This is a genomic window from Dictyobacter kobayashii (genome assembly GCF_003967555.1).
Classification (GTDB): domain Bacteria; phylum Chloroflexota; class Ktedonobacteria; order Ktedonobacterales; family Ktedonobacteraceae; genus Dictyobacter; species Dictyobacter kobayashii.
Genome location: NZ_BIFS01000002.1, coordinates 1,330,975 through 1,347,530, shown reverse-complemented (window position 1 = coordinate 1,347,530; position 16,556 = coordinate 1,330,975). Strand labels below are relative to the sequence as shown.

Sequence of the window (16,556 nt, the reverse complement as noted above, 5' to 3'; positions counted from 1 at the left end):
TCGACTAATATGCTCTAGAGCGAGAGAATGGAGATTGTTATGAAAGATTTTTCCTTGATACTAAAGTTGTTCGTAAAAAGATTCTTTTTGCCTGTAGGTTCTCTTTCAAAAGAATTAGCCCCCTATGATCCTGTTGATAAACCTATTCTTTATTATGAAGCTCTTTTGTTCCGAATTGTATTGATCCTTTCATTTTTAGGAAAGACTATTATTATCTTTAATGTTTTGGAAATGCGCTGGAACTTTCTTCTTAGTGCGATTCTTTTGCTATTACTAGCAATAGTAATTTTTAACTCACTTTTTCATTTAATAATACCACCCCGATTTTCTGCTAGCCGTTTAGCTATTATCGTAGTGTCCTCGATAATGTTTTTAGTACTAATTAGTAAGTAATAATGTGTATAATGGCGTTGGAATTCTGATACTTCCGCATAAACGATATTGACGGTGAACCCTAGTAGCTTCTTTTTCAGTGACAGGGCAAAGTAATTGAACGAAAGCTGAGCATTGGGTTTGAGTATAAGGTGATCAGATGTGAGGCGCAATTCCTCACGCGCGAGGTGAATGTGGATTGGCTATGCTCTGCAGTTACGACTGGACCTCAATCTGTAAAGTGGGCATGGGAAAGTAGATAACGAACCTAACGAGTATCGAAGTCTGATGATGGCTACACCGATGTCACCATCACCGGCGGTACAACCTCGACCACCAAGTACTACAGTGCAGGTGGACAACGAGTGGCGATGCGCCAGGATGGCACCTTCTCCTATCTGATGCCAGACTTCTTAGGAAGCAATAGCATCGCGTTACGCTCTGATGGTTCGGTGCAAGCGGTGTAACTTTTCTCGCCCTTTGGGGCAACCCGGTACAGTGATGGCACCATGCTTTCGCCATTCAACTTCACTGGACAGCGCCTTGATACCCAGACGGGCTTGCTCTACTATAACGCGCGGTATTATGATGCTTCGAGTGGCCGTTTTACCAGTGCAGATACGGTGGAAACCAACGGTTCTGGCCTGGATCCCTTCGCGTATGTCAAAGGTAATCCCGAGACGTTTGCCGATCCCACGGGTCATGGCCGATGTAACACGGACGGCGATTGTACGTATGGGTCTGGTCCACCACCACCACCTTCTGATCCTCCTGGTGTCAGTGGGGTTGATGATGCCTGCCACAATATGAATGTATGTGGCCCACCGCAGACACCGACACCACCAACATCGACACCGCCAGCAACAAGCAGTGGAGGTGGTGGGTATTCATGTGGAACTCCTGGAAGTGGTACTCATGTGCAAGGAGGTGCATGTGTCGCTAACCCTGACCATACGCAAGCGAGAAATCAGGTAAGGAATGATAAGGTGGCTCCTAAAATTTATGAAGCTATGGGGCTCATAACTGCAGGGGCCTTGCGTTAATATTGATGGATTTCTTGTCATTCAAATACAATATAATTTCTTGTCATTCAAATACAATATAGAGGAAGCGGAATTTCCGCGTGCTATATCAGTATTAATAGATGCGCTCGGTATTCTTGGTGAGATTGCGAATGCTGCATCCAGTGTTAATCCAGGCTTTACTGCAATATCAAGTGCCCTCCAGGCAACTGTCCATACTGTCTTAACTTCTACCTATGGTGTGCTTAGCACGTATAAGGCTGTTATGGCTGGTGCAGCATGGCTTAAAGGAGTTTTGCAACTGGGACTGTCATTCATAGGTTTTACTGCAGGTGGTTTACCTGGTGCGGCATTAGATCTTGCAGTTAAACTTGGTAAGACGGCATTGATCTATAGTGGAAGAGCGCTTGGCCATAGTCTAATGACGTATGGAGGTGTTATGTTAGCTGATGCTCAACATCAACAAACTATGGATGTAAATGACTGGTGTACACAGTACGGTCAAGGAGCGTGTTCTGGTGTGTAGAGGACCTTTGTAGTTAGTTATGCTAAGTAATTTATACTACTGTTACTGGACATGTGCCTTTATTGAAGGTTTCTCCCTTTCTGGCTGATGATATTTAGCCGAAGGATGGAGAAGATGTTTAACTAATACTAATAGAGCATGTTATGCGATTTTCTCATAACATGCTCTTACAAAGCCAATTTAAGAGATAATTATTTCTTTGAAGCTGAGCGTGGGCTGATCTAGTTTAGCTGGAGACCTCGGGTTGTACGAGAAATATTTCAAAAGGAGAAAATGTTATGCTGAGAGACAATATTTATCGGAAGAATAGAAGCTAGAAGCTATCCAAATGGCTGTTATGTAGAGAAAGAATTATTGGAGTTCTTCAATATTTTGGATCACTAATAGAGCTTTTTATAAATAGAGCAAACATTTCGAGCAATACGGAAAGAAGACATAGCTGGGTAATCTGCTTAATAAGAGAAAGAGTTATGCTATTTCAAATGTAATCTGGGAGTATTCCGTATATCGCTTTGTAACTACTCAGTACCTTGAGAAAAGCTGGACAAAGCTGATAAACTAAGAGCATGACAGAAGAAGAAGTGAGAAATCTTCAGAAAGCCTACCGAGAGCTCAAAGAGCAAGCAGAGGCATTCAAAGAGCAAGCAGAGCAGAAAGATCGCAGGATCGAAGAGCTCGAAGGATTGCTCATAGGTGCCTTGTTGCGCATTGAAGAGCTTGAACGGCGATTGGGAAAAGATAGTCATAATAGTAGTAAACCTCCTTCCAGTGATGGATTGGGTCGCAAACCTGGCAAACAGCGGCGCAAAAGCGGCAAGACTTCCGGTGGACAAGCCGGTCACCACGGTCATACCCTGATGCAAGCATTGACTCCTGATAGCGTCGTGCTTCATCGTCCAACGCACTGTGAAGCATGTCAGTACCCTCTTGAGCAGGAGGCAGCTATCACCAACGAACGCCGTCAAGTCCACGATCTGCCCACGTGGCGTTTGCTGGTCGAGGAGCATTGCCGACAAGCAATCTGCTGCCCCTATTGCCAGCATGTGACGCAGGCGTCTTTTCCGGCAGGCGTCGATGCTGCTGTCCAGTATGGCCCGCAGGTCCAAGCCTTGGCGGTCTATCTTTCCCACTTTCAACTGGTGCCACTGCAACGCACCTGTGAAGCTCTTGCTGATCTGTGCGGGTGTCAGTTGTCCGAAGGCACGCTGGTCCGTTGGATTGCTCAGGCAGCCAAGACCCTTGAGTCGAGCATCGAGCGGATCAAAACCTTACTGCTGGCCAGCCCCTTGCAACATGCTGACGAAACGGGGATGCGTGTCAAAGGCATCTTGCATTGGATGCATCTCAATGCGACTCCCTGGCTCACCCTGTACTCCTGGCATCGCAAACGAGGGCATCAGGCTCTGGAGCAGATTGGGATCTGGCCACACTATCAGGGCCGCTCCATGCATGATCGCTGGTCCAGCTATGATCGCTACCTCTGTACCCATAGCCTCTGCGGAGCCCACCTGCTACGCGACTGCCTGTATGTCGCCGAACAGGAGAAGCAGCCTTGGGGACAAGCCATGTTCGATCTGTTGCTGGCGATGAAGCAAGCCGCTGATCGCTGGCGCCTCCAAGGAGCGAGCGCCGTCCCCACCCCCGAACGGGAGCAGTGGCTTGCCCAGTATTTTGCCATTCTGGCCGCTGGCTTTGCCACGCATGCCGCTCAAGCCCCTCCCCCAGGAAGTCTGCAGCCCAAACGACAAGGACGCAAAAAACAGGAAGCCTCCAAGAATCTGCTCGATGCGCTCTTAAAGCGAGCTGATCAAGTGTTGGGTTTTCTGGAGGACCTGTCTGTGCCTTTTACCAACAATCTCGCCGAACGAGATTTACGCATGGTGAAAGTGCAGCAAAAGATTTCCGGAACCTTCCGCAGTGACGATGGAGCTACGGCTTTTTGCATCATTCGCAGCTATCTTTCAACCATGCGCAAGCAGGGGCGCTCAATGCTTGCTGCCATTGCTGCGGTTTTTGCTGGTTCTCCTTTCCCCATTGCATGGGCTACTGAGTAGTTACATCGCTTTTTAGTAAGGAGAGTTTTCATGGAATCAAGGCAGGAAGTCGAATTTCCTAGGAGCATGTATCAATTGGCAGAACAACATCATGTTGGTCATCCCCTTGCTCTCTATAACCTGAGTATACAATGGAAGCGTTATCTGAATCTAATCAATTATTTTTCATTGATTGCCATGTCCTGTGCTATATTATTTATTCTCGTTGTAACTTCTATTTTTTCTATCACGTGATTAGACATCAGATTCTGGATGTCCAATTTGGGCTTATAATGATCCTCTTTAGCATCTTTATGTGTTTTTTGGGTTGTGCTTTTTTTATATATATTAGACATATATATAAATATTGGAGTCCTCAATCTGTCCTTATTTGTGCAGAAGGATTTTTAGTGGTTTCCCCAAAAAAGGTGACGGTGGTTCACTGGAATGAGGTACGAGGATTGGTAAAAGTGCCTGGATTTGGCAGGAAAAAGAATTATATGCTTTATCGCATCCACCAAACTTCACTCACGTTGAGTAATATTTATGAGGATTTTGATGGCTTGATTGACCTCGTCAAACAACATATCCCACAACAATTGTCTCAGTGACCGCCGATGGCACCACGACGACCCAGACGGTCAATGCGTCCTATAACGATACAGGCCAAGTGACCACACTGAACTATCCCAATGGGGAACTGGTCACCTCGCAATATAACAACAATGACTATCTCCAACAGATGCTTGTACAAGCCTATCGGTAACAGGAATGTCAAGCGTATAGACTCGTTTTAGATGTTGCTGAGTATTTTCTTGTTTGATCCTATATTCTGTTTAGACAGAGGGGATCACTACCGTATATTGAATGTTATTCTTACTTGCATGGAGAATCTAGCATGCCTACTATACCAGAATATATGAGAAAAGCTGTAGAGGTTTTCAATATTGGCGATGATGATGACTGGAGGCTTGACAAGCAAATTAACGAACTTTCCTCACATTGGGGGGGCTGGGATGTTCCGACGTTACAAAAGATATTGGCCCAGCAAGAGGTTTCTCATGATGATCAATTGATTGCCCTTCTGGCCATCGGTTTTGCCGGACAGCCTGAGTCTTTTTTGATATTCTGCAACCGTATTTACAAAGCTCAAGGTGGATGAGCGACTCATGAGCGCACTCGGTCTCTGGGAGACGCATCGTGAACTGTCCTTTTCACTTTTATCTCAGCTTTTAGAGACGAATATTGTGACATCTGGCGAGTTTGCTCATGTGGAGCTATTTTGGTTTTTGAACAAGCGGGTTAGAGTACTCTCATTTTTTTTACAGTGGAAAGATCAGCGTGTTATTTCTACCTTACGACATTCGCTCATCGTTACTTTAGAAATGGAACGGCAATTAGTGATTGATGCACATCTGTATAAAGTTCAGGATTTTATATAGAAATATTGATGCATTATCAAATCGATGTGGTTTTTATCTTGGGAATGCTTGATGCATTTGGAGTCCTTACGGGTATACAAATGAGTGAAAAGCGCCTGAGGAAACTGATGCTTCACCTCGTTTTGGGATCGATCATGAAGCATACTGATGTCCCTAGCGATATATTCTTAATGGACTTGGAGGTAAAAGATTCCAATCCTCTGTATCAGACGTTTGCGAGGATCTTGGAGCAGAAATTTGGATTAACCGCTTCTGAATGCCAATCAGCTATCCATGCATTTTGGGCTTATCCGTTCGAGCTTGATGAGGAGTTTCATTGAGAAGGATTGCCTGAGAGATAGTATATAGAGGTTTCAGGAGTTTACTTGGGTCAAACACCTCACCATATGCCGGATTATGGCAAGACAGATCCACGTTCCTTCAATGTACTTCGTATTCCTGTCGCACAGACTGAACCAGGCCAACTCTTCTCGCCCTTTGGGGCAACCCGGTACAGTGATGGCACCATGCTTTCGCCTTTCAACTTCACTGGACAGCGTCTCGATACCCAGACGGGCTTGCTCTACTATAACGCGCGGTATTATGATGCGAATAGCAGACGTTTTACCAGTGCCGATACTGTTGAAACAAATATGATTGGATTAGTGGAGCAAATTCAACTTGACAGCTTTAGGACAAAGGATAAGTTATAGACACATTATGAGAGGAAAATATACATATGGCGAATGAACAGCACTTAAGCATTATCCAGGCTGGTTATTTTGATTGGAATGAATGGAGATTAAGGTATCCCGACATGCAACCTGATTTGAGCGAAGCATGTCTTTTTGATGTAGATTTGAATGCATTCGATCTTCATCATGCAAATATGCATGGCGTAATATTGAATGCTTGTCCCTTAACATTTGCCAATCTTTCAAGAGCAGATTTAACAGGTGCGACACTTATCGAAACCATCTTGATTGAAGCGAATCTCTCTCATGCTATCTTACAACATGCTAATCTCGTTCAAACTGACTTTACTGCCGCAGACCTGAGTCATACAGATCTGCAAGGTATCTGTGCTGTAAGTGCTAGTTTTAGTAATGCTACTATGAGCCATGCGAATCTTAAGGATGCAGATTTGCGCCTTGCGAGATGTCAAGAGGTGGATTTGCGGCACGCTATCCTCATGAATGCTCAGCTGGCAAACACAGATTTTGAAGCCACAAATCTGAGTGGAGCCAATTGTAGAGGCGCGAATATCCAATCTGCATCGCTTAAAAACTGTGTTTTAAATAATACTGATTTGAGCCATGCTGATTTGGTTGGGGCTAACTTTACGAATGCAAATTTAGGCACGGCTCATCTACAAGGAGCCTTCGCAGTTCATGCCATCTTTATGGGTAGCCAACTGACCGGTGCTATTCTTGATGAGGTAGATTTAAGATGGGCAGATTGTAGATATGTAAATGCGCACCAAGCGATGTTTACCAAGGCAAAATTAATAGGCGCAGATTTCTTGGAAGCAAATCTCAGTGGTGCTCATTTTGAACATGCGGATTTACGCTATGCATCATTCAAGAGCAGCAACTTAAGTGGAGCCGATTTAAGTGGTGCTGATTTAAGAAAAGCTATTTTCGTTGGTGCTAACCTGACGAATGCGAATGTCAGCAACGCCCTCTTATCTGGTGCTGATTTAAGATCTGCAAATTTACAAAGTGCTAACTTCGATGGAGCCGATTTGTCAAACGCAAAACTATAAATCCCTTACAAGAATATACTCTTCTGTAACTTGGGCTCCCCTTTAGATAAAGGGGAGCCAAAAAGGAAACATTAATGTTGTTATCATTGAGCATTTTTGATAAAATGGCTACATAGCTAAAGCTATTTTAAAGATCATGATGTTGAATACAGGTGGTAACATGCTAATTTAAGGCGCTCTTCCCATTGTTTGCCAGTAATTAACATTTTTGTGATTAATTATACTATCCATAAGATAAAAGATGAATCAGCATGAAAAGTCTTTAAATAATTATAAAATGCTCAAGCCGGAATTATTCCCGCTCCTTTTAAGGGTAGAAGTTCATGAGCAATACTCTTATGATATTTTTGAGATTGAGCCGATTGTTGAATTATGGTTCTATTCAAGTAATAGCGTTGAAGCGTTAAAGCAATCTCTTCATGTACGTTTTTATGGTCTGAATTTTTGCCCAATGAGTATAAGTAGTACTAAGCCTCTTCGCTTGGATGTGATCTTCTTAAAAGAATGGCATTGGGAAGACTTAGTGTTTGAAGTTCGCGCTTTTTCTGATGATGGGATACTAGACGCTGATCCTTTTTATTGCCGACGTTTTGATGCCCAGATAGAAATCACTGAAAAAGAGAGGAATTAAATATATAGTAAAGATGCTTAAACTATTAAATGAATGATTTTGTACAGTCACCACCCGAGCACCAATGCTGGACAACTCTCCGGCATGGCCTTTGGTGGTACGGCTCTCCCGACCAAGGTGCCAACTCCAACGTTCTCGACGCGCCTCTCCTACGACGGCATTCAGCGCCCAGTGACCAGCACGGCCACCCGTTCTGGCACCACCTTCTGGAGTCAGACGCGCACCTATAACAATGTGGGCAATGTCATCAACCTGAACACCACAGTGCCCACGACCACCAATGGGACCAAGACCGATAGCCAATCCTTCTGTTACGATGACCTCAATCGCCTGGTGTGGTCTGGCAACACCGGGACACCGACGGGCGACAATCATTGTGGCCTTGCTCCTAATGGTACAACGGTGGGCGCCTATCAGCAATCCTATAGCTATGACGCTCTGAATCGCTTAACCAACGGACCTTCTGGCAGTGAAACCTAAACTGCTCCTCCAATCTATTCAGCAAGTTCTGGTGGATGGACAAATCTCTACACGAATTCATCTGTGCCAGGCGTTCTAGCTCCACCGTCTGCGCCATGTGACTATAATTGTGAAACAGGGAACTTTCTCATCACATCTGCTTTGATCGATTTGGGGCTTCTCTATTGCGTGGTTGATCCGATGAAAGGATGAATGATACGTACAATGTATGATATTTTTCTGCAAAGAGGGTGTTCTTCCTTGCCCGATATGACAGGTCTAGTGGAGCAGATTCCTGCATTAGCAGATCCACTCGTGCAATCACGTATTGTCCAACGGGAAACGCAGCCAGGTTTTCTTGGATTGAACCTACCCTCTTCCCTTGCTTCCACACTTTTAGAATGTCTTATAGTAGCAGAGGCCAGTGCATGCCGGCTTCCAGTGGCCTATCGGCAGCCTTCTCTGACACTCAATGAGATAACTGCGCTTGCTACACACATCCTTAGGAAACAGCAGGTAGAAAAATTTCCTGATGCTTCTTTTGGACCAATTCAAGGACCGTGTGATCATGGTGTATGTTTGGGATTTTCTATTGGTTCTATACGAGGTATCCTCTCTGTTAGCGTAGATAAACTCGATGGGCATCTTTGGTCAAGTGAAGAATTGCAACATTTGTATGATGAGAGTCGCTTGATTCGACGAAAATTAGCGTATGCAAAGGCGTGCGCCGCTGGTCTTCCCATGACGCGTTGGCAAGAGCGTTTTGATTCCTACGATATTGTGATCTCAAGGAGATGCCGTACATGGCCCCAACTCCAAGAACTTATTTCAGTTATTCCGGAACTTGCAAATCCTCATGTGCAAGCCTATTTTCTAGGAGATAGAACAATTCCTGAGGAGCAACTCAGGCATTTTAGAGACCTCCCATTTTTAGGCTTAGCCCTCTCGTATGAATTAGCTGGACAGTTAGCTCAACGGTTACAGGAGGCTGGAGCACAAGCCAATCGTATACCAATCGAGTATCGGGAACCACGTATACGTCTTCAGGAGGCTCATGTGCTTGCGGAACAGGAGATTATGGACCTGCATGAAAAGGCGGTTCCTCATGATACCCTAGGCCCGGTAGAATTGTCCGAATGGCAATGGACGCCATATTGGGTCTTTGAAGCTCGTTCTCCTGAATTAATCGCCAAAGGACACATTCCAGGGAGGCTATTTGCACACATTGATAAATTAGATGGGCACGTATGGACCTTCGATGAGATGTATTTGTTCATCGGACAAGGAACAATCATGTAAATAGCGATTTATACTTTAATGTTTGTATTATTCTAAATTTATTGATTTATTATATTAAAAATATTAAATGCAGTTATGCAATGCATGTGTACATCAGTATTATGCTGATGATCTGGGTGAATGTTAGTAGGCATAAATTGCTTAGAAAACTTCCATGACTGCGAACATCTACTATTTTAAGTTAGAAGAGAATGGAGAAAGGAAAATTTTTTAGTATATTGGGTCAAATCCATACCACAACATCGTTTTGCTAGTAAATGACATCCGAAGTGGTTCTGGATCACTCTTGGTATACCTTTAGGTACTCTTAAAGTGAAGCTATTTTTTGCCAAATTCTATTATTGGGCGGGATTATTAGTGTTTTTAGCAAGCATTATTATATTATTTATTTGCATTGTAGGCTTTAAAGGATGGTCTGAAAAACATATTGGGCATCCGAATATGTGCGGATCTTTTTTTCTCAGTATGTATTCTATCCTCCTGTTGGTGTGATATTGCCGACACATTTTGTTTGCTTTATTAGTGGATTGATTTTGTTGTGTGTTGTAGCTCCACAAGCCCATCATCAAAGTCTGATCGGTTGTGAAGAAGGATTGCTCTTCATAAAAAAGAGAAGTATTTCTTATGTACCCTGGAAAGACATCCACGTTCGTATGAGGCACGAGCCTTATCTCGTTTATGACGTCTTTTACTCTGAAGGGAGAGGGACAAAAAATCCCTATCTCTTTTGACTACGAAAATTACACACAACTATTTATGCTTCTTCAACAAAAAGCAGGAGCGTGAAAAAGGGATGGAGTATTGCAACTGAGTCAACGTTGGCCTGATCTCTATTTGGGGCTGAAGGATAAAAATGTATAGGGGTAAGCTGAATGCAGAAAGATGTCTTCTTGCAGGCGGATTGTCTGTTTGTTGTAGCTGCGTAGAGATAATTCCATAGTCAATACTATCGACCTGTTTGTGTGAAATGGAAGGAGCGACGGTAATGGCCAATCCAGAGCATCTACAGCTATTTCGTGACCCTCAGCAGTGGGAGGCGTGGCGTCTGCAATTCCCAGACATCGTGCCAGATTTACGTGCGAGCGATGTGTCGCCTCTTGACCGCCTGGGTGGCAGAAATGTACAACGCGTCAATTGGTCAGAGGCCGATCTGAGTTATATGGATTTGACAGGTATGAACTTTGATGGAGGCTGCTTCACCCATGTATTTCTCAATTCGGCACAATTGCTCAACGCCTCTTTTGCTTTTGCTGACATGCGTCACGTGGACCTTTCTTTTGGGCGTTGTTATGGGGTGAACCTGTCTCATGCCAACCTGCAGGAAGCATGGTTGGTGGAAACGAAGATGGAGTATGCGCAGTTGCAGCATGCGAATATGTGCAAGGCCCATCTACGAAGAGCTGATCTTCGTTTTGCTGATCTTCGAGGAGCGACGCTTGCAAAAGCACAAGCCTGTGAAGCAGTGCTGTTAGGTGCTAATGTTGCCGGAGCGGATCTGACGGGTATGGATTTGAAAGGGGCAGATATGCGATGCGTACCTCTTTTGGAAACGCAGAGTGGCAACGATCTCACCCAGATACACCTGAGTCAGGCGAACCTCAGCGGGCTGAATTTGCGTGGAGCTCTCATGCAAGAAATGGATTTGCGACATGCCTATTTTCAACATACCGATTTACAGGGAGCGGATCTTCGAGGGGCGAACCTGATTGGCGCCATCTTCGAGCAGACAATGATTGCTGGAGCTCTCCTTGATGGAGCCTCCCTTGATTGGGATGCGATCGCGCGATCCGATGATCTTCTAACCTTGCAGCAGAGACCAGACATGTGGTGGGAAGGACAGACACGCCAACGCTGGCAATGGGACCAAGCCTGAGTAACTCATCTTTCTTTCTCTCGAGCGGATCTGCAAAAGGAACATTGTTGCGTTTATATATATGTAGAGGAAGGAACAATCCTGATGGCTAATCTAGAACATCTTCGTCTGTTTGTTGAGCCTAAGAGTTGGGATGCGTGGCGTCAACAACATCCACACATTATGCCGGATCTTAGTGAAGTCGACCTTTCCGGTAGTAAAACGTGGACGCGTAAGTTACAGGGGGTGAATGCCTCGGGTTCTCTGTGGCATTATATGAATCTTTGCGATGCCAATTTTGATGGAGTGCTTCTGATCGGTGCGGCCTTGAGCTGTGCATTCTTAATTGATGCGTCTTTTGAGGGGGCTGATTTGCGTGGTGTTGATTTGTTTGCGGGCATGTGTAGTGGGGTCAACATGCGTACTGCCAATTTGCAAGGAGCGTTTCTGGCGGCTGTCTCTATGAATGATGCGAAGTTATGCAGCGCGGATTTACGAGAGGCGACGCTTCGCAAAGCCATTCTTGAAAGTTCGGATCTTCGAGGTGCCAACTTTGCGGGAGTCCACGCGAGTGAATGTGCCATCTATAATGCCAATGTCGCGGGAGCTGATCTGACGGGAGCTGATTTCCGCTGGGCTAGATTATCGAGGACGAACCTTTTGGAGGCGCGCAACGGCCTTGATCTTATGCACCTTAAACTTCGTGGCTCTTCGCTAGGACAGACCAATTTGCGTGGCGCACTGATGAGAAATATGGATTTGAGAAAAGTCTCTCTCTACCAAGCGGATTTACGGGGAGCCGACCTTCGGGGAGCGGACCTCACGAAGGCGTATTTCGATCAGACGATGGTGGCTGGTGCCCTGTTTGATGACGCGCTTGTGGATTGGGACCGGGTAACACGATCGAATGATCTCCTGACCTCAAATGAAGGACCATATTGGGACGATTGGGAGAAATGGCACCAGGAGGAAGACGCGGAGTAGGACGAAGCATGAGCATTTACTTCTGGAGGGTATGTACATATGCACACGTTTTCTTTTCCAAACGGCTTGAAATTTTTGGATGGCCGCATTTGGGAACCCGATCAAGTAAAAGTATGGATGAATTCAGAAGCTATTCACTATTTTAGAATTCACATTTCATACGAAACTCTTGCTGTGCCTAATCTGGAAAACATATGCGGGCTTTCTTATCTCAGGGCGGACATGGATAAAACAATGGTAAAACTCATAAGCAGAAGAATAGTTAGACACAGTTAAAATTGTAATACTGTTCGAAACTAGCACCAGATTCTGGGACGTTTCTGCGAATTGAGCAGTGGGAGAGAGGAGGCCAGCAAAGAAGGCATCCTCATAAATCGTGTTCAGTGCTGATAAAGGAGCTAAAGAACCAACACCAGGAAAACTCTTTTCATTTTGCATTTCTTAAATCAGCACCGGCTAAAATAGCATTTCTTAAATCAGCCCCTTTGAGATCAGCACCGACTAAAATAGCGTTTCTTAAATCAGCCCCTTTGAGATCAGCACCGACTAAAATAGCGTTTCTTAATGATGCACATTGTAAGTTTGCATTGCTACAATTGGCCCCCCTAAGGTTTGTTCCTATGAATTCAGCACTCCCTAATTTGGTATTTGTGAGGTTAGCTTGGCTCAAATCTGCGTAATTGCAGGTGACAAGTCTTAAATCAGCTTCTTTAAGGTTTGCTCCCTCCATATGAGCATGATTGAATATAGCACTGGTTGCTAATACACCTTGTAAATTTGCCTCATTCAAATGTGCTTCACTAAAGTCTGCTCCGACTAAGTCAGCATGATATAGTATGGCATGAGATAAATCAGCTTTTATAAAGAGAGTTTCAGTGAAGGTCGCATTTGATAAATCAGCTTCAGAGAAATTTGTATATGTTAAGGCACAAGCTCCCATCATTATTTTTTGCATATTGGCACGGTAAAAATTGCATCTATTTAGTTCTAACCCAAAAAGATCTGCGTTACTCAAATCTGGTTGAATTTCAGGGTATTCTGATCGCCATTTATCCCAAGCTAAATCGCCAGACTGAACAATGCGAAGATGCTGTTCGTTTGCCATATATATTATCCTTTACTGTAGTATTTTTATACTTTATCTTTTTTACTAATGTTGTCAAGTCATTAGATAGACTCTAAAAGTGGTAATCCTTATAGCGGTACCGTTTGTCAAGACAAAAAACGGGCCCAAATAAGATAAAACTCAGCAACATGAGAATGAGTATTTTACGTTACGCTTATCAACGTTGCCGATAGATTTGAGCTGGCGTTTGATAGTCAAGTGACTGATGCAAACGCTGGTGATTATAAAATTCAAAGTACGCTTGTATTCCGTTCCTTACGTCCTTAACGTTTTGATACTCCCTGAGATAAATGTCTTCATATTTCAGAGAGCGCCAGAGCCGCTCCACAAAAATGTTGTCTAAGGCTCTTCCTCTCCCATCCCAGCTGATGCGAATATGATTGGCTTGCAATCGCTGCACAAACTCTGTGCTCGTAAATTGGACCCCCTGATCGCTATTGAAAATGGTTGGCGTCGCTTGGTTCAAAGCTCGCTCCAAGGCTTCCAGGCAAAAACTCGTATCTAAGGTGATGGAGAGTTCCCAGGAAAGCACGTAGCGGCTCCACCAATCCAGCACAGCGACCAGGTAGACAAACCCGCGTGCCAGGCGGATATAGGTGATATCCGTGCTCCACACTTGGTTCACAGTGGTGATCTCCACATTGCGCAGCAGGTAGGGAAATCGTTGCTCCACAGCTCCAGGCTGGCTCAGGCGCGGATGAGGATAGATCGTTTCTAAACCCATCGTGCGAAGCAGGCGACGGACCCGTTTGCGTTCGACTCCATAGCCTTGTTGGTTGAGCCAGTTTGTCATTTTTCGTGTGCCATAAAACGGCGTCCGCGTGTATTGCTCATCTAATAAGCGCATCAACATGAGATCTTCCTCACTGACTGCAACGGGTTGATAGTAGTAGCTCGAACGCGCAAGCCCCAGCAGTTCACACTGGCGTCCAATGGAAAGCTGCGGATCGTTAGGATCGATGAGTTGGCGCTTGTGCTCAACGGAGCTGGCCTGATTTTTTTTTCAACCAGTCCAGTTCCACTTTCAACTGACCGATTTGTTGATACAAGGGCGCTGTGAGGTCTTCCTCACTTTTTTCCTGGCCAGGACCGCGTGTCGAGAACACGGCAGGTAATCCGTCAAGCGCTTGTTTTTTCCATTGAGCAATTTGTGTTGGATGAACCCCATACTCAGCCGCTATTTCGTTGGCGGTTTTGTTGCCGCGAATGGCTTCGAGTGCTATTTTTGCTTTCAATTCTGCGCTGTATCGTTTGCGTGGTCCTGCCATAATCTTTCTCCTTTTGCACTCATTCTGATACAGCTATTTTATCTTATTTGCCTGTCCAGGATTCCGGTACCATCATACCTGCAGCCTCAGAGAAATAACAGGACTAAACGCTTTATGAAAATAAATGAGTGAATGGGAACAATCACCTGAAGATGATTTGGCATTTTTAACTGCTGACCTCCTTCCATTTTGATCAAGTTTCATTCTTATCCAATATAATGCCACAATATCCGCAGAATAGATCTTCATTGTTCACTCGTTGTTTGCATGCATGGCAGTGAGAATGAGTGATCTGGGTTGGGATGTTTTCTTCACTCATTGCTAGCGTTGATGTTAGTTGTGTTTTTCTCATAGAGAAGGTGGCAGTTGTTTGCGCTGGATAAAGATTTGAAATAGCCAGTTGCGTGGCTGTGATCACATCTAGTTTTGGCTTATGCGTGTTAAGGTAATTCTTATGAGGAGCACAATTTTCTCTTCGGCGTGCTGTATGTGGTTTCTTCACTCCATAGGTTTCGGCGATGATAATCATGGCGGCGACCAGGATCGTGGTGCTGATCAGGATGATGATTGCTTGTGTTGTGTGTGACATGTTCGTTCCCCTTTTATTTCAATAAGCTGATAGGGGCAACACACATTGCCCCTCATATAGTCATGTTATAGTTCTGCTTGCTGGCTTACATTTATCTGTAGGTCTTCTTCGTGTTGTTTGAGCCAGGTGCTGCATGTGGCGCGACGCGCTTTGGCTCTTTGAGCCAGGTCGCGTGCCGATATGGGCTTATCATTTTTCTGTTCCGTTCTTTCCTCCAGCAGCTCCTCGTAGGCTTGCGCGATCCGTTGTTCCGCTGGCTCTGTTTCGGGCTTGTCTTCCTCTGCGTTGGTGAGCAGGAAGAGTTTGGGAGGCTCCTCGATAGAGGGTGCTTCAAGTTCTTTTTCTTCGCTGACGTTGATATTTTGGATAATGCCTTGTAGTGCAAGGGCCAGCTCGTTGTAATCTATTTGCGGGGTGGCTTCCTGTTTGTCCTGCTGTTCTTGTCTATGCCAATCGTCGCGGAGCTCGTTGAAGGAGAAGTTTTTGAGTCGGGAGGTGAGGAGGAAGCCGATCACGGCCACAGCGCGCAGGGCGGTCATGATCCAGAGGGGGATGACGCCGGAGACGCCTTTGTCCGAGACGGGGAGGCCGGCGGCGTGGCCGAGGGCGTCGAAGTGGGTGATGAGTCCGGCGACCGTGGCGAGCAGAGCGGTGAGTGTGAAGAAAATAATTGCGCGTATTTTGTCGCGCTCCCGCAGGGCCTGGAAGGCGTTGATGAAGACGATGCCCAGGCTGGAGTCGATAGCGATGGCCTGCGCCCATGCCCAGGCGTCTGAAAGAGCCGCGTGTCCCTGCATGACGCTTCCATCGGTGAGGAAGTTGGCGGTGCTAACCACGATGCCAGCGGCCAGCAGGAGTTCGCTGGTCTTGGTGACGAAGTTGAAGATGAACTTGATGGTCTCATCATACCAGTGCAAGGTCGCAAATGCGTGCAGTCGCGAAGTGTTTTGTGTGCTCATTCCGTGTACCGTTCTATGCTATCTTTTGGCGTTTTAGGAGCCCGATTAGACCCTAAAACGCTGTTTTTGAAATTGGCTGTCAAGTTGGCTGTCATGCGGTACACAGCACTTTTGAGATTACCTCCTGAATTCGCTTCTCAGGCTACTTTATTAGGTACCCCTTTTGGTCCCCTGTTTGATACCAGTCTTACCAATTCCGCTTTATCGTGGGGAGCGCAGAGGATGTCTTTTCTGGAGAATCAAGCTCAAA

At 45.3% G+C, this 16,556-nt stretch carries 19 protein-coding genes and 1 pseudogene; 16 read left to right on the top strand and 4 right to left on the bottom strand.

Going from position 1 to position 16,556, the window contains the following annotated elements; translation table 11 throughout:
- Positions 1–39: 39 nt before the first annotated feature.
- The 16 genes and pseudogenes from EL645_RS32470 (at position 40) to EL645_RS32400 (ending at position 12,364) form a co-directional block, all read left to right on the top strand.
- Entirely contained in the window at positions 40–393 is a 354-nt protein-coding gene (locus tag EL645_RS32470; protein WP_126556614.1) for a hypothetical protein, read from the top strand.
- A gap of 464 nt (positions 394–857) precedes the next feature.
- Positions 858–1,415 (top strand): annotated as a pseudogene (locus tag EL645_RS32465) (RHS repeat-associated core domain-containing protein); the annotation flags it as partial.
- 40 nt (positions 1,416–1,455) lie between these two features.
- Positions 1,456–1,920 carry a hypothetical protein gene (locus EL645_RS32460; protein WP_126556612.1) on the top strand — a complete coding sequence of 155 codons (465 nt, stop codon included), beginning with the start codon at positions 1,456–1,458 and terminating at the stop codon, positions 1,918–1,920.
- 566 nt (positions 1,921–2,486) lie between these two features.
- On the top strand, positions 2,487–3,974 hold the full coding sequence (tnpC, locus tag EL645_RS32455; protein WP_126548577.1) for an IS66 family transposase: 1,488 nt from the start codon (positions 2,487–2,489) through the stop codon (positions 3,972–3,974).
- Positions 3,975–4,363: 389 nt separating this feature from the next.
- Complete coding sequence (locus EL645_RS32450) at positions 4,364–4,564, top strand: hypothetical protein (RefSeq protein WP_126556611.1); 201 nt, start codon at positions 4,364–4,366, stop codon at positions 4,562–4,564.
- The gene (locus EL645_RS39715; RefSeq protein ID WP_161977875.1) at positions 4,561–4,719 is read left to right on the top strand and encodes a hypothetical protein; all 159 of its coding nucleotides are present in this window, start codon (positions 4,561–4,563) and stop codon (positions 4,717–4,719) included. Before EL645_RS32450 ends, EL645_RS39715 begins: the two co-directional genes overlap by 4 nt.
- 132 nt (positions 4,720–4,851) lie before the next feature.
- Positions 4,852–5,115, top strand: coding sequence for a hypothetical protein (locus EL645_RS32445; protein ID WP_126556610.1), 264 nt, complete (start codon positions 4,852–4,854; stop codon positions 5,113–5,115).
- A 7-nt stretch (positions 5,116–5,122) separates the two neighbouring features.
- A complete protein-coding gene (locus EL645_RS32440; protein ID WP_136625330.1) occupies positions 5,123–5,395 on the top strand; it encodes a hypothetical protein in 273 nt (90 codons plus the stop codon).
- Between the two features lie 8 nt (positions 5,396–5,403).
- A complete protein-coding gene (locus EL645_RS32435) occupies positions 5,404–5,715 on the top strand; it encodes a hypothetical protein (RefSeq protein WP_126556608.1) in 312 nt (103 codons plus the stop codon).
- Positions 5,716–5,760: 45 nt separating this feature from the next.
- Positions 5,761–6,087, top strand: a complete 327-nt coding sequence (locus tag EL645_RS32430) for an RHS repeat-associated core domain-containing protein (protein ID WP_218032162.1) — start codon at positions 5,761–5,763, stop codon at positions 6,085–6,087.
- Positions 6,088–6,113: 26 nt separating this feature from the next.
- Entirely contained in the window at positions 6,114–7,139 is a 1,026-nt protein-coding gene (locus EL645_RS32425) for a pentapeptide repeat-containing protein (protein WP_126556607.1), read from the top strand.
- Between the two features lie 241 nt (positions 7,140–7,380).
- Positions 7,381–7,770, top strand: coding sequence for a hypothetical protein (locus EL645_RS32420; RefSeq protein WP_126556606.1), 390 nt, complete (start codon positions 7,381–7,383; stop codon positions 7,768–7,770).
- 39 nt (positions 7,771–7,809) lie between these two features.
- A complete protein-coding gene (locus tag EL645_RS32415; RefSeq protein ID WP_126556605.1) occupies positions 7,810–8,250 on the top strand; it encodes a hypothetical protein in 441 nt (146 codons plus the stop codon).
- A gap of 204 nt (positions 8,251–8,454) precedes the next feature.
- Positions 8,455–9,528, top strand: coding sequence for a hypothetical protein (locus tag EL645_RS32410; RefSeq protein WP_126556604.1), 1,074 nt, complete (start codon positions 8,455–8,457; stop codon positions 9,526–9,528).
- A 985-nt stretch (positions 9,529–10,513) separates the two neighbouring features.
- Positions 10,514–11,401 (top strand): pentapeptide repeat-containing protein, encoded by an 888-nt coding sequence (locus EL645_RS32405; RefSeq protein WP_161977874.1) that lies wholly within the window; start codon positions 10,514–10,516, stop codon positions 11,399–11,401.
- An 84-nt stretch (positions 11,402–11,485) separates the two neighbouring features.
- The gene (locus tag EL645_RS32400) at positions 11,486–12,364 is read left to right on the top strand and encodes a pentapeptide repeat-containing protein (RefSeq protein ID WP_126556602.1); all 879 of its coding nucleotides are present in this window, start codon (positions 11,486–11,488) and stop codon (positions 12,362–12,364) included.
- Between the two features lie 427 nt (positions 12,365–12,791).
- Here EL645_RS32400 and EL645_RS32395 read toward each other — a convergent pair whose 3' ends face one another.
- The 4 genes from EL645_RS32395 to EL645_RS32380 all read right to left on the bottom strand — a co-directional run bounded on the left by EL645_RS32395 (position 12,792) and on the right by EL645_RS32380 (position 16,306).
- Positions 12,792–13,469: a pentapeptide repeat-containing protein gene (locus EL645_RS32395; protein ID WP_126556601.1), complete on the bottom strand. Its 678-nt coding sequence runs from the start codon at positions 13,467–13,469 to the stop codon at positions 12,792–12,794.
- 178 nt (positions 13,470–13,647) lie between these two features.
- A protein-coding gene (locus EL645_RS32390) for an IS3 family transposase (protein WP_371865631.1) occupies positions 13,648–14,758 on the bottom strand; the annotation gives its coding sequence in 2 pieces (ribosomal slippage) (positions 13,648–14,478 and positions 14,480–14,758; 1,110 coding nt in all).
- A gap of 193 nt (positions 14,759–14,951) precedes the next feature.
- Positions 14,952–15,347, bottom strand: coding sequence for a zinc ribbon domain-containing protein (locus tag EL645_RS32385; protein WP_126556600.1), 396 nt, complete (start codon positions 15,345–15,347; stop codon positions 14,952–14,954).
- A gap of 65 nt (positions 15,348–15,412) precedes the next feature.
- Positions 15,413–16,306: a hypothetical protein gene (locus tag EL645_RS32380; protein WP_126556599.1), complete on the bottom strand. Its 894-nt coding sequence runs from the start codon at positions 16,304–16,306 to the stop codon at positions 15,413–15,415.
- Positions 16,307–16,556: the final 250 nt, after the last annotated feature.